Raw genomic sequence first — 13499 nt, forward strand, 5'->3', positions numbered from 1 at the left:
AATCAAACAAATCAGTATAATCAGCGTAATCCTGAGCCAAGACAATTTAAAAGCGCCGAAGGCGCGCGCTAATCCTCGAGTATACTCGCCAGGTTGATCAGTTCATCCTGTTTGTAGGCGTCTTTGTCGTCGCGGAAGCATTTGGATAATTCTTCTAATAAGAATTGTATAATGCGTTTGTTGGATTGTGGTTTGAAGTAAGAAGGCACCGGTGGTACAGAAACCCTTTTCAGATAAGTGTCTACATCCTGCTGGGTATATATCTGGCCCTGTATGGGATCTATAAAGAACAGGATCCGGTGGTCATCAGGTTCTATCGGGGTGGAAAAATCAATGTAGCTGTCGAAATACGCCAGGATAAACTGCCGGGGGATATTCACTGCATACACCGGTAAATCCAGCATTGTGCACAGGCTCTGGTAAATGATTCCATTGGTAACAGGATTACCTTTTTTGGATTCTACCACCTGGTTAATAAAAAACTGATTTTTACGCTGGTAGGAAACTTCTTCTCCTTTAAGGCCAAAGTAGTTATAGATCATGCTGTTCAGCACATTGATCTGTTCCAGCGGTGTAAGATAATTATTGAGTTCCAGCCAGATATTACGTTTGATCCGGTCTATTTCCGCAATGATCTGCGCATCCATGAGATCGGGAAACTGGTACCGGGCCGCCAATATGGCGCCCTGCATCAGGTCTTGTCTTTCTGAAAGCCCCCATACACGCAACGCCGCCTGCAAATCCTGGTAATGCACCCGGTGAATGAGCAGTTCTATCCTTTCCTGAATAGCCTCGTCAATTGTATTCTCCCACAAATTCTCCAGGTTCGGAATGATATCTTTACCGTACAGTAATATTTTACTGGCAACCGTATCAAATACCTCCAGATCCGGATCATCCAACAGGTGGAACAAAGCGTTTATTTCTCTGTTTTCGTTCATACCATTATTATGATCATGTGGTAATCATTAAATAATGTGATCCTGTCGGCAAATTAAATAATAAGCATACCATTCACACTGCAGTTATTATCATTGCCCCATTTTTCAGCATTTTCTTACCACAGCGTTAAGCTTTTTTCTTTCTGGGAGGCGCCTTTTTCTTAGGTGGATTTGCTTTAACGTCTTCAATGATCGCTTTGGCATCTTCCACTGTCAGATCAGCTGCGTTATCTATTTTCTCCTTCGGTATCTTATAGTTCTTCAGGCCTTGCTTAATATAAGGACCATATGGGCCCTTCAGGATCTGAATTTTCTCCTTTTCAAATATTTTGATAGTCCGTTCGTCTTTGGCAGTGCGTTTCTCCGCAATCAGCGGCGCTACTTCATCCAGTTCCACCGTATAAGGGTCCATTTCCTTTTTCAGGGAATAAAACTTCTTATCGTGCTGTGCATACGGACCAAAACGGCCAATATTTACAATAACCTCGGAGTCCTCGAACTGACCCAGGTTACGCGGCAATTTAAACAATTCCATGGCTTCATCCATGGTGATGGTTTCAATGCTCTGGGTAGACTTCAATTTGGCAAAGCGCGGCTTTTCCTCATCTTCTACACTACCTATCTGGATCATAGGGCCATAACGGCCCATGCGGGCTACAATGGGCTTACCGGTAGCGGCATCGGTGCCCAGCGGACGTTCTCCTTTTACACGCTCGGCATTTTCCAGGGTGTTTTCCACATCTTTGTGGAAAGGAGAATAAAATTCGCTGATCATCGTGTTCCACACCTTCTTACCGCTGGCAATTTCATCAAACTCCCCTTCAATCTTGGCGGTAAAACCGTAGTCCATTACATTATTAAAATACTGGTTCAGGAAGTCGGTCACAATCATTCCCAGATCGGTGGGAAATAATTTTGATTTTTCTGCACCGGTATTCTCTGCATCGGTTTGTTTAGTAATCTTATCGTCCTTGAGGCTCAGGATACGGAAATCTCTTTTTATTCCTTCTTTATCCCTTTTTTCTACATAATTACGCTTCTGGATAGTGGTAATGGTAGGCGCATAGGTAGACGGACGGCCAATGCCCAGTTCTTCCAGTTTCTTTACCAGGCTGGCTTCCGTATAACGGGGAGCCGGGCGGGAGAACCTTTCAGTAGCTTTCATCTCTTTCAGATCCAGCGACTGTTTTACTGCCAGTGGCGGTAAAGAGCCTTCCTGTTCTTCTTCTGTTTCATCCTCATCATCATGGCTCTCCATATATACTTTCAGGAAGCCGTCGAATTTCAGTACTTCCCCGCTGGCACTCAGCTCTTCGTGGTTGGTAGAGATATCGATCTTAGCGGTGGTTTTTTCCAGTTCCGCATCTGCCATCTGGCTGGCGATAGTACGTTTCCAGATCAGTTCGTACAGTTTGCGGGTATCGCTGTCATCTACCGTGGTGTTTTCCATGTAGGTAGGACGGATGGCCTCATGCGCTTCCTGTGCGGACTCATTCTTATTTTTAAATTTCCGGTGCTGATGGTATTTATCACCGAAACTGGTTTTGATCGCTTTTTCAATTTCACCGATAGCGGTATCCGACAGGTTTACGGAGTCGGTACGCATATAGGTGATATTACCGCTTTCATACAGCTTCTGGGCCAGCAACATGGTTTTGGAAACACTGTAGCCTAATTTGCGGCTGGCTTCCTGTTGCAGGGTAGAAGTGGTAAAAGGCGCTGCAGGTGATTTCTTGCCTGGTTTAACCTGTATGTCTTTTACGGTATAAGCCGCTCCAACGCATTGTTCCAGGAATTTCTCCGCATCTTCCGCGGTTTTGAATTTACCGGGACCGTCGGCCTTGAAGGAAATGTTCTTACCATTAATATCCTTGCCGGTGAAATAAGCTTCCACTTTAAAGGTGCTCACCGAATTAAAGGTATTGATCTCTCTTTCCCTTTCTACGATCAGCCGTACAGCTACGGATTGTACGCGTCCGGCCGACAGGGAGTTGCGCATGCTCATTTTGCGCCACAGTACCGGGGAAATTTCAAAACCTACGATGCGATCCAGGATACGGCGGGCCTGCTGTGCATTTACACGGTCCATATCCAGGTGACGCGGATGTTGTACCGCAGCTTCAATAGCAGGCTTGGTGATTTCGTGGAAAACGATACGTTTGGTCGTCTTCGGGTCCAGGTTCAACACCTCACACAGATGCCAGGAAATGGCCTCCCCCTCGCGGTCCTCATCCGTTGCCAGCCATACCTCATCGGTATCCTTCGCCATCTTCTTCAGCTCTTTCACCACCTTTTCCTTATCTTCCGGGATCACATACTTAGGCTTGAAGTTATTTTCAATGTCTATCCCCATGTCATCCTTCTCCAGGTCACGTATGTGACCGAAGCAGGACCTGACTTCGAAGTCTTTGCCCAATATTTTTTCTATGGTCTTGGCTTTCGCCGGGGACTCAACTATAACTAAATTTTTTGCCATGTATGCTTCTTTATTGTGCTGCTAAATACGCAAATTCTATAAAATAATTATTGCAATGAATTCCGCAATAATATAAAAGTACCATCAAATTAAAAAATAAGGCACTCTTAAACGTTAAAATACGTTGTAATGTAATGAAAAAAACGGGGACCCGCTAAAACCCGTATATTAGAAAGCACGAATCAGACGGATACCGGCGGTTTGTTATTTTAAAATTAATTATAATGGATGTAGTTATCGTTGGCACTGGCAATGTTGCGCATTGTTTCGGACACCTCTTAAAAATTCATGGTCACCACGTAAAACAGGTAGTGAGCCGGAACAAGGAACACGCCAGGGAACTGGGAGAGATGCTCCATGCAGATTATACAGACGATCTGCAGGATATAAATATGGACGCAGACGTGTACCTGCTTGCGGTAAGTGATGCAGCCATCCCCGAACTGAACGACCAGCTCCGCTTAGGGAAGCGTATGGTGGCGCATACCGCAGGGGCCGTACCCCTGGCAGCTATTTCCCGGATATCGTCTAATACGGGGGTGGTATACCCGTTACAATCGATCCGCAAGGAAGTGAAGAGCTATCCGCCCATCCCGGTGATGCTGGAAGCCAGCAACGACGAGGTGCTCCGGCGGCTGCAATCGCTCGCTCAGAGTATTTCCGGCAGCGTTACCGTTACTTCCTCGGAACAACGGCTGAAATATCACCTCACGGCGGTATTATGTAATAATTTTACCAATCACCTGATCGCACAGGCAAAAGCCTATTGTGAAAAAGAACAGCTGGACTTTAACCTGTTACAACCTATTATAAAGGAAACTTTCGACCGGCTGGAGAAGTTTGCACCGGAGTCGGTACAAACCGGTCCGGCGCTGCGCCAGGATGAAACCACCATGAGCCTCCACCGCGAATTGCTGGCCGGTGATCCCTATCTGCAACTGGTTTACCAGGTAATGTCTGACGCCATTTACCAGTTCCATAATAAATAGAGAATAAGCGATTCTTAATGCGTAATTGGCTATTTTTGGCCCCATGAACGTATTGGCTTTATTTAAATCTATCACCACCTTTGTGCTGGACGTGGATGGTGTACTCACCGATGGCACCCTGCAATTGCTGCCGGGTGGCGAAATGTCCCGCAGGATGAACATCAAGGATGGTTATGCTTTACAGCTGGCGGTAAAAAAAGGTTATCGTGTGGTGATCATCTCCGGGGGAAAATCAGAAAGTGTGGTGAGCAGGTTACAGGGACTCGGTATAAAAGATATCTTCACCGGCATACACGATAAGCAGGAGAAACTGCAGGATTATGTTTTTGAAAATGATCTTCGCTGGGAAGAGATATTATATATGGGAGATGATATCCCGGATTATCTGCCTATGCAACTGGTGGCTTTGCCCACCTGCCCCGCAGATGCGGCAGCCGAAATAAAAAGTATTTCCAGGTATGTGTCCCCATTGCCCGGAGGCCACGGTTGCGTGAGGGAAGTCATGGAAAAAGTATTGAAACTGAATGGACATTGGTTAATGGATGAAGGAATAGCATCGAAATAATAAAAGAAAAACTATGAAGCTCTGGGCTGCATTTTTTAAACTGATCAGGTACCCAAACCTGATATATATTGGCCTAACCCAGTTTTTACTGCAATATTGCGTAGTAGAGCCGGTTTTACGCAGCTCCGGCGAAGAGCCGTCACTGCCGGTTCCCCAATTTATTTTATTGAGCCTTTCTACCATATTGGTAGCAGCCGCGGGTTATATCATCAACGACTATTTTGATATCAACATAGACATTGTCAACAAGCCCGATAAAATGGTGCTGGACAAAATTATCAGCCGTCGCTGGGCCATGGCCTGGCACACCATGCTTAACCTGGCCGGCGTGTCGCTGGGTTTCCTGGTAGCCTGGAAAACGGAGCAGTTTTACCTCGGCTTCACCCAGGTAATCTGTTCCCTGCTGCTCTGGTTTTACTCCACTTCTTTTAAAAGACAGGTACTCATCGGGAATGTGGTCATTTCATTACTAACTGCCCTGGCAGTAGTGGTGGTAGGATTTTACGAAAAACAGATCTATCATAGCTTTGAAGCCATCCTGTCGCCCACCGGCCGGAAGCTGATCCAGATCATCGGGGTGTATGCGTTATTTGCATTCCTCATCTCTATGGTCAGGGAAATTGTGAAGGACCTGGAAGATATGATGGGCGACAGCAAAGATGGGTGCCGTACCCTGCCCATTGCCTGGGGAGTGCTGGCTGCCAAACGCTTTTGCAATGCGCTGTTGCTGGCATTGATCATTATTATCCTCCTGGTAGAAATCCGGGTGTGGATACTTGGCTGGTATATTGCCATCGGCTATCTGTTCCTGTTTGTACAGGTACCCTGTGCCTATATCTACCTGAGGTTAAAAAAGGCAAGCCTGCCGGAACATTATCACAAGGTGAGTTCCCTGGTGAAAGTAATTATGCTCACCGGTATTTTATCCATGATATTTTTTAAACTTTATTTATAGAGATGTATAACCGCGCACCCGTTATCCTGGCTTCCCAGTCGCCACGCAGAAAGCAGCTGCTGGAGCAGGCCGGAATCCCTTTCCAGGTGAAGGTGGTAGAAACCGCAGAAACTTTTCCTCCCGGGCTGGCCATACCGGATATCCCGGTTCATATTGCCCGGCAAAAAGCGGCCGCTGTGCAGCACCTGTGTGAAGCCAGCGATATCATTATCGCTGCAGATACGGTGGTGGTGCTGGATAACAACATTATCGGCAAGCCAAAGGACCGTGAAGATGCTATAGATATCTTGTCGCGCCTCAGCGGGCGTGAACATCGTGTAGTCACCGGCGTTATTATTCAACAGGGAGAAAAAGAAGTCGCTTTTTCCAAGACAACGGCCGTGCATTTCAAGCCGTTAACTACCGGCCAGATCACTTATTATGTGGATAAGTACAAGCCTTTTGATAAAGCCGGCGCTTATGCGATCCAGGAATGGATCGGTGCTGTGGGCATAGACAGTATCAACGGTTGCTTCTATAATGTAATGGGGCTGCCGGTGAGCAGGGTAGTGGAAGAACTGGAAAATTTTTAAGCAAGAGGAACGGCGCAGGGAACTGCGCCGTTTTCATGATTGGTTTTTGCTTATTACTATCTTTATTCCAATACGAGAATATTCACATCTTTATTTTTCAGCCAGCCGGCTTCTCTCAGTTTCTGTAAGTTAATAGTACCTACCACATAGCGCCATTCAGTAGACTCATATTTCTCCGAGATATTAAAGAACTCTGCCAGATCTACCTGGTCCGGTGTTTTGTAGCGCAGGTATACTTTCAGGTTTACGTCGTTGGTAAAGCTGGGCTGATTATTTTGTTTGATCTTTTTGTATTCATAGCGGTAGTTGTATAACAGGGCGGAGATATCGGATAATACCGCGCTGCCGGTAGCCGTACCGCCGGCGCCTTTACCTACAAAGAACTGTTTATCGGTGAATGCGCTTTCCAGCAGGATACCATTGTATTCGTTATATACATCATAAAGCAGGTTGTGTTCCCTGATCAGGTGCGGCAGTACATATGCAAATACGTGGCCGTTCTGACGGCGGCATTGCGCAATCAGTTTGATGGTACAATTTCTTTGTTTGGCAAATTGTATATCAAAATCATTGAGGTGATGGATCCCGAAATTGAACACTTCTTCCGGTTTCACAAAGGTGCCGAATGCGTGCAGCAGCAGGATCACTATCTTAAATTTCGGATCATATCCTTCGATGTCGAGTGTAGGATCTGTTTCCGCGAAACCCAGGTCCTGTGCCTGTTGCAGGGCAGTGGCAAAGCTGAGGTTCTCTTCAAATATTTTAGTAAGAATATAATTCGTAGATCCGTTACAGATACCTTCTACAGCATTGAGCAGGTCGTTATCATAATATTCTTCCAGGTTGCGGATAATGGGAATACTCGCGCAGCTGGACGCTTCATACAGGAATGGCACTTTGTTTTCCGCCTGCAGCTGGTATAGTGCGGGCAGGTTTTCAGCGATCATACGTTTGCTGGCGCTTACTACGGCTTTGCCGTTGCGGAGTGCTTTGCTTACTATTTCGAAGGCTGCTTCGGTGTCGTTGATCAGTTCCACTACTACGTCAATGGTAGGATCTTCGAGGATGTCGTTTTTATCTGTCGTAAAGTAGCTGCTATCGATAGGTCTTGATTTATTGGGGTCTTTAATACAGATTTTTTTGATCCGTGCATTAATACCTTTTGTTCTGTTCAAAACTTCATAGAGTCCTTGTCCTACGACGCCGAATCCGAAAATGCCTAAATTGATGATCTTGTTTTCCATACTTTTTTTTGAGCTTTCCGCCGTAGGGGTCAGTCTTTCGCTGTGCAGAGATGATCAGGTTCTGAACATTGAAAGTGGTGTGCTAACCGCTGACGGCTATTGTAAAACAGTAATTTGCTTGCCGGCCGGATGGTTTAATTTGTCCAGCGCCTGTTTCAGGTCGTTGATCAGGTCATCGGCATCTTCGATGCCTACTGATAAACGGATGCAGGAGTCCTGCAGACCTGTTTTTCTCCGGAATTCTTCCGGTATGGTACGATGCGTCATGGTGGCCGGATGGGCCAGCATGCTTTTCACGCCGCCAAAGCTTTCTGCCAGCTTAAATAATTTGGTGGCGTTTACGATACGTATAGCGTTTTTGATATTGTCGCTTTTCAGGGAAAAGCTTACCAGTGCGCCGTAATTTTTTTGTTGTTTACGGGCAATGTGATGGTTTTTATGAGTAGCCAGTCCGGGATAAAATACTTTATCCACAGCGGGATGTGCGGCCAGCCAGTTGGCGATGGCGTTGGCGTTGCTGCATTGTTTTTCCAGGCGCAGGTATAATGTTTCGATACCGCGTATGGTGAGCCATGCTTCAAACGGGCTGAGGATACTGCCGGAAATATTCTGGTTATACCGGATCTGGTCTGCCAGTGTTTTTGAGTTTACGACTACGAGGCCGGCAATTACGTCACAGTGTCCTGCGAGGTATTTGGACGCGCTGTGGATCACCAGGTCGGCGCCCAGCGTCAGCGGCTGTTGCAGTAGTGGTGTACTGAAGGTATTGTCTACCGCCAGCAGGATGTTATGTTGTTTAGCAATTTTGCTGATAGATTTAATATCAGATACACGCAAAGTAGGATTGGTAGGGGATTCCAGCCAGATGATCTTTGTATTGGGCGTGATGGCGGCCAGTACTTTATCGAGGTTGCTGGTATCTACAAAATTCACTTTGATGCCAAAGCGTTCAAACATGTGATTAAAGATCTGGAAGATGCCACCGTAGGTATCTTCCACGGCCATGATCTCATCGCCGGTCTTTAACAGCTTCAGCACCGCATCTATGGCTGACATACCGCTGGCAAACGCAAATCCGGCAAACCCTTCTTCCAGGTTGCAGATGAGGTCTTCCAGCACTTTTCTCGTGGGGTTGTTCGCCCGCGAAAACTCAAAGCCTTTATTGATGCCGGGTGATTCCTGCACAAAAGTGGACGTTTGATAGATAGGCACAGAAATAGCGCCTGTCAGTTCGTCTACCGGTATGCTATGAATCAGTTGTGTAGCTGTTTTCATGTTATAAATTATTTTTAATGATGTTCAATGTGCACAATTGCCAACTGCAACGATATCATTAAAGATCAACTTAAACAACAACAAATCCATGAAAAGGGTGGGGAAGGGGCATAAAAAAAGCTCTCCCGTTTGTTGGAAGAGCTCCTTTAGAAAGTTATATATCTCTGTGAAGTATTATCTCTGCCAACTTATCTTTCCCCGATTTGCACCGGGGCAGGAATTAGCACCTTTTTCCTGATCATAATAATCAGGAAAGGTTGCTAAGGCATCGCAGGGCCAAGTCCCTCCGCCTTTCTGGATAAGTGATGTGTAAGAACTGGCGCAAAGGTAATATGACTTTGAGCAGATTTCCAAATTGGAGTTGAATTTTATTTATTAATCGATGTTTTATTACCTTTGGATGATATTATTTTGTACCCAACCATATCTCTTATGTTTGTTAACCCGTTGCTCTCAGAAGAGCTGTTCCAGCATATCTGGGCATTCCGGCTATTTAAGCAGGATCATCTAACTACTACCGGCGGAGAATCAGTACAGGTCTTGTTTCCCGGTAGTCACAACCACAATGGCGGGCCGGATTTTTCGGCCGCAAAAATCAGGATCGGGGCTACCTTATGGGTAGGCCAGGTGGAGCTGCACCTGCGTACATCCGACTGGTTCCGGCATGGGCACCAGCACAATCCGCAATACGGTCGTATTATCCTGCATGTGGTGTTTGTACACGATATGCCCGCCGTAGGAATGGGCGAGGCGCCCTGCCTGGAATTGCAGCAGCATATTCCCAAGCTGCTCCTGCAGCGGTATGAGGAGCTGCGGCGGTTGTCGCCTTTTGTGCCCTGTGCCCCGCATGCCGCGCAGGTACCGCCACTCATCTGGCTCAGCTGGAAGGAACGCTTACTGGCGGAGCGCTGGGAACGTAAAATCGGCAGCCTGCGGGCCTGGCTGCAGCACAACCGCTACAACTGGGAAGAGGTGTGTTACTGGGCGGTAGCCCAAAGTTATGGCACGCCCGTAAATACCCTGCCGTTCCTGCAAGTGGCGCAGTCGCTGCCCTACAAAATGCTGATGCGGTACCGGCACCTGTTGCTTCAACTGGAGGCCCTCCTGTTTGGCCAGGCAGGTATGCTGGAAGCGCCCCAAACAGACGGATATGCGTTGCAGTTACAGGATGTTTACGGGCACCTGCAACACAAGTTCCGGCTAAGTCCTATGCCCGCTCACCAATGGAACTGGCTGCGGATGCGACCTGCTGCCTTTCCTACCATGCGGCTGGCCACTTTTGCGGCGCTTTTGCAGCAATCTCCCCACCTGTTTTCCCGCATACTGGAAGCCCCCGACGTAACAGCGCTGGAACAGTTGTTCTTCGTACAGCCGTCGGCGTACTGGCATACGCATTACCGCTTCGGGCACCCCGTGGCCCGCACACAACGGCCAGGGAAACAGGCGGTGCAGGGCATCCTGATCAACACGGTATTGCCATTGCTGTTCCTGTACGGACAGGATAAGAACGGGAAATATTACCAGGAAAAAGCGTTGCATTTCCTGCAACAGCTGCCACCGGAAAAGAACCACATCACCAACAGCTGGAGCCGGCTGGGCGTAACCCAGGAAAGCGCTATGGAATCGCAAGCCCTGTTGCAGCTGAAGCAATACTACTGCGACGAGAAGAAGTGCCTGCATTGCGCCATAGGAGCGAAGATCATCGCGGGGGGGTGAGGAGGGCGCCTCGCCTTCGGCGATGCGGAAATTGTCTTGGGCGCTGATTACGCTGATTATACTGATTTTGAAGATTTGATACTGTTTGATTTTAAAAGATTAAAGGGAGATAGAAACGGATATACCCGCTTTTATCTCCCTTCATCTTTTAATCCAAAAAAATCCAAAAAGTAAAAATCAAGCCAATCAGTATAATCAGCGTAATCAGCGCCCAAGACAATTTACAATCGCCGAAGGCGATTCTCCGCCTTACCAGTTAAAGGTTACGTCCTGCACAATATCCGGGTGCACGCTCTTGGCCACCGGGCAGGTGAGGGCAGCTCTTTCCAGGATGGTTCTTTCCTTTTCACCGAAGCCATGGCCGGCGGGGAAGTCGAATACGATGGTTACGCCGGTAATGCGGCGGGGATCCGAGCCCATTATTTTCTGAACGCTTACTTTGGTGCCTTCAATAGCCCAGTTATTATCCAGCGCCTTGATGCCCATGATGCTGAGCATGCAGGAACCGAGGGCGGTAGCCACCAGGTCGGTCGGGGAAAATCTTTCTCCTTTACCACGGTTATCAACAGGGGCATCTGTTTCGATAACAGTGCCTGATTGCAGGTGGGTGGCGGTTGTACGAAGTTCGCCGGTATAGATAATAGATGCTGTTTGCATGATATCTTTTTAAATGATCAATCCGTAAAATTAAATGTATTTTTATTATAAGTGTATTCCCTGGCAGTGAAGGCCCTGGTAAACTAAAAAAAAATTAGCTACGTTTGTAATATATACATAACAATACCTTTGTTCAAGCGTTTAATTATTATAACAATAGCCCACTGTGAAAAAAATATACTTAATCCTGTTTTTGGCAACAATATCCGGCGGCTTGTTTGCGCAATCCACCTCACGGCAGCAGCAAAGCACTAATAAGAAGAGCGATAAGGAACAGCGTAAGCTGAAGAAGATCTCCATTTTCCGTGAACAGGAGGAAGGGGAAAACGTTTTCCAGCGCGACTTTTCCGCGGGTGCCCGGCTGAATACCGACGGCTGGTCCGGCTTTGCGGAACTGGGATACCGGAAAACCAGGAAAAAGGTGAATTATTTCCAGTTTGAGTTTGGAGAGAAGAAAAGTCACAAGGAAGTAAAGAACAACAGCGGTTATGCCTTTACCCAGCGTCCATTTATATACGGTAAACAGAATAATTTCTACCAGGCTAAGCTGGGCGTGGGTCAGCGGTACCTGATCGGTGGCAAAGCCAATAAAAACGGGGTAGAGGTAGACGCCATCTATTACGGGGGCGTATCCCTAGGGCTGTTGAAACCTTATTACCTGAACGTGCAGGACGAAAATGGCGAAAATGTGGATATCAAATACAGCCCGGAAACAGCAGACCTGTTCCTGCATAAGGAACAGATCAACGGCGCCGGCGGCTTTGGTAAGGGCTGGAATAACCTCAGTGTGGTACCGGGTTTACATGCAAAATTGGGCATGCGGTTCGACTGGGCGCACTTTAACGAGGTGGTGAGCGCCCTGGAAGTAGGGGTAAATGCTGAATATTACACCAAAAAGATCCCTATTATGGTGATCGTGGATGGCGTTGACCAAAATAAACAGTTCTTTTTTAATGCATATGTCAGCATCCAATTCGGGAAGCGCTGGAATAAGAGATAAGTATTAACTTTGCTCTTCTAAAGAAAGGAATAAGCGATGCAAGAACTACCCGTAATAGCCGCCGAACCGGCTACAACAAGAGTAAAAAAGCCAGACTGGCTGCGCGTTAAATTACCCATAGGCGAGAATTATAAACAGGTTAGAAACCTGGTAGATACCCATAAATTACATACGATCTGCGAAAGTGGTAACTGCCCTAATATGGGCGAGTGCTGGGGAGCCGGTACCGCTACTTTTATGATCCTGGGAAATATCTGTACCCGTAGCTGCGGTTTTTGCGCCGTAGCCACCGGTCGGCCGGAGGCAGTGGATTTTGATGAACCACAGCGCGTGGCCGAAGCCATTTACCTGATGAAAGTAAAACATGCCGTTATCACCTCTGTGGACAGGGATGAACTGAAAGACGGCGGTTCCATTATCTGGGCCAATACCATCAATGCCGTAAGGGCATTGAACCCGGAAACCACCATGGAAACCCTTATCCCGGATTTCCGCGGCCAATGGGAAAACCTCCAGCGCATTATCGATGTGGCGCCCGAAATTGTATCACATAACCTGGAAACGGTAGAACGTTTAACCAAACAGGTAAGGATACAAGCCAAATATCACCGCAGCCTGGAAGTGATCCGTCGCCTGAAAGAAGGTGGCATGCGCACGAAGAGCGGTATCATGCTCGGTTTGGGCGAAACAAAAGAAGAAGTGGTACAGGCCATGCAGGACCTGTACGACAACGGTTGTGATGTGGTAACGCTGGGCCAGTATCTCCAGCCTACTCCAAAACACCTGCCTGTTGCCCGCTTCGTGCATCCTGATGAATTTGCCGAATTACGCGAGATAGGTTACAATATGGGACTCGACTACGTAGAGTCAGGACCGTTAGTAAGATCATCTTATCACGCAGAGAAACATATTGTCAGCGGTCGTAATAAAGGATGACCGGAACTGATTTTCACTTAATTGTTAAAATCCACCCAAAAGGGTGGATTTTCGTTTTCATAGCGTTATCTTAGCGCCCGAATTCGTTTTACCTAAGCAACAGAATCATTTTGTTGTTCACCTACTTCGCTGTTATACGTTGTATTCAGATACCTGAAACCATCCTGGAAACC

The 13499-nt window shown here is 47.1% G+C and carries 11 protein-coding genes, 1 pseudogene and 1 riboswitch; of the genes and pseudogenes, 7 read left to right on the top strand and 5 right to left on the bottom strand.

Features of this window, described 5'->3' with window-relative positions; translation table 11 throughout:
- Positions 1–68: 68 nt before the first annotated feature.
- Positions 69–941, bottom strand: coding sequence for a transglutaminase-like domain-containing protein (locus AB6805_RS12360; RefSeq protein WP_370909729.1), 873 nt, complete (start codon positions 939–941; stop codon positions 69–71).
- 127 nt (positions 942–1068) lie between these two features.
- A complete protein-coding gene (topA, locus tag AB6805_RS12365) occupies positions 1069–3417 on the bottom strand; it encodes a type I DNA topoisomerase (protein ID WP_370909730.1) in 2349 nt (782 codons plus the stop codon).
- A 224-nt stretch (positions 3418–3641) separates the two neighbouring features.
- Here topA and AB6805_RS12370 point away from each other — a divergent pair, with 224 nt between their 5' ends.
- From AB6805_RS12370 to AB6805_RS12385, 4 genes and pseudogenes are all read left to right on the top strand, one after another.
- The gene (locus AB6805_RS12370; RefSeq protein ID WP_370909731.1) at positions 3642–4406 is read left to right on the top strand and encodes a Rossmann-like and DUF2520 domain-containing protein; all 765 of its coding nucleotides are present in this window, start codon (positions 3642–3644) and stop codon (positions 4404–4406) included.
- Between the two features lie 43 nt (positions 4407–4449).
- The gene (locus tag AB6805_RS12375; RefSeq protein ID WP_370909732.1) at positions 4450–4971 is read left to right on the top strand and encodes a KdsC family phosphatase; all 522 of its coding nucleotides are present in this window, start codon (positions 4450–4452) and stop codon (positions 4969–4971) included.
- Between the two features lie 10 nt (positions 4972–4981).
- A pseudogene (locus AB6805_RS12380) lies at positions 4982–5926 on the top strand (geranylgeranylglycerol-phosphate geranylgeranyltransferase); the annotation flags it as partial.
- A 2-nt stretch (positions 5927–5928) separates the two neighbouring features.
- Positions 5929–6498, top strand: coding sequence for a nucleoside triphosphate pyrophosphatase (locus AB6805_RS12385; protein WP_370909733.1), 570 nt, complete (start codon positions 5929–5931; stop codon positions 6496–6498).
- A gap of 62 nt (positions 6499–6560) precedes the next feature.
- Here AB6805_RS12385 and AB6805_RS12390 read toward each other — a convergent pair whose 3' ends face one another.
- Entirely contained in the window at positions 6561–7742 is a 1182-nt protein-coding gene (locus tag AB6805_RS12390) for a homoserine dehydrogenase (RefSeq protein WP_370909734.1), read from the bottom strand.
- A 96-nt stretch (positions 7743–7838) separates the two neighbouring features.
- On the bottom strand, positions 7839–9017 hold the full coding sequence (locus tag AB6805_RS12395; RefSeq protein WP_079468975.1) for a PLP-dependent aspartate aminotransferase family protein: 1179 nt from the start codon (positions 9015–9017) through the stop codon (positions 7839–7841).
- A gap of 185 nt (positions 9018–9202) precedes the next feature.
- Positions 9203–9322: riboswitch (SAM riboswitch) on the bottom strand.
- Between the two features lie 127 nt (positions 9323–9449).
- On the opposite strand from AB6805_RS12395, the gene AB6805_RS12400 reads away from it, so the two are divergent.
- On the top strand, positions 9450–10733 hold the full coding sequence (locus AB6805_RS12400; RefSeq protein ID WP_370909735.1) for a DUF2851 family protein: 1284 nt from the start codon (positions 9450–9452) through the stop codon (positions 10731–10733).
- Between the two features lie 249 nt (positions 10734–10982).
- On the opposite strand, the gene AB6805_RS12405 is transcribed toward AB6805_RS12400, so the two are convergent.
- Positions 10983–11390, bottom strand: coding sequence for an OsmC family protein (locus AB6805_RS12405; RefSeq protein WP_370909736.1), 408 nt, complete (start codon positions 11388–11390; stop codon positions 10983–10985).
- Between the two features lie 193 nt (positions 11391–11583).
- Between AB6805_RS12405 and AB6805_RS12410 the strand changes: the two genes are divergently transcribed.
- Together AB6805_RS12410 and lipA are read left to right on the top strand one after the other, a co-directional pair.
- The gene (locus tag AB6805_RS12410; protein ID WP_370909737.1) at positions 11584–12390 is read left to right on the top strand and encodes a hypothetical protein; all 807 of its coding nucleotides are present in this window, start codon (positions 11584–11586) and stop codon (positions 12388–12390) included.
- A 36-nt stretch (positions 12391–12426) separates the two neighbouring features.
- Positions 12427–13326, top strand: coding sequence for a lipoyl synthase (lipA, locus tag AB6805_RS12415; protein WP_079468971.1), 900 nt, complete (start codon positions 12427–12429; stop codon positions 13324–13326).
- The last annotated feature ends 173 nt before the right edge of the window (positions 13327–13499 follow it).

The organism is Chitinophaga sp. RCC_12, from assembly GCF_041360695.1.
Classification (GTDB): domain Bacteria; phylum Bacteroidota; class Bacteroidia; order Chitinophagales; family Chitinophagaceae; genus Chitinophaga.

Coding starts and splice junctions, on each gene's coding strand:
- AB6805_RS12360 (WP_370909729.1), bottom strand. CDS start 941: ATGAACGAAAACAGAGAAATAAACGCTTTGTTCCACCTGTTGGATGAT.
- topA (WP_370909730.1), bottom strand. CDS start 3,417: ATGGCAAAAAATTTAGTTATAGTTGAGTCCCCGGCGAAAGCCAAGACC.
- AB6805_RS12370 (WP_370909731.1), top strand. CDS start 3,642: ATGGATGTAGTTATCGTTGGCACTGGCAATGTTGCGCATTGTTTCGGA.
- AB6805_RS12375 (WP_370909732.1), top strand. CDS start 4,450: ATGAACGTATTGGCTTTATTTAAATCTATCACCACCTTTGTGCTGGAC.
- AB6805_RS12385 (WP_370909733.1), top strand. CDS start 5,929: ATGTATAACCGCGCACCCGTTATCCTGGCTTCCCAGTCGCCACGCAGA.
- AB6805_RS12390 (WP_370909734.1), bottom strand. CDS start 7,742: ATGGAAAACAAGATCATCAATTTAGGCATTTTCGGATTCGGCGTCGTA.
- AB6805_RS12395 (WP_079468975.1), bottom strand. CDS start 9,017: ATGAAAACAGCTACACAACTGATTCATAGCATACCGGTAGACGAACTG.
- AB6805_RS12400 (WP_370909735.1), top strand. CDS start 9,450: ATGTTTGTTAACCCGTTGCTCTCAGAAGAGCTGTTCCAGCATATCTGG.
- AB6805_RS12405 (WP_370909736.1), bottom strand. CDS start 11,390: ATGCAAACAGCATCTATTATCTATACCGGCGAACTTCGTACAACCGCC.
- lipA (WP_079468971.1), top strand. CDS start 12,427: ATGCAAGAACTACCCGTAATAGCCGCCGAACCGGCTACAACAAGAGTA.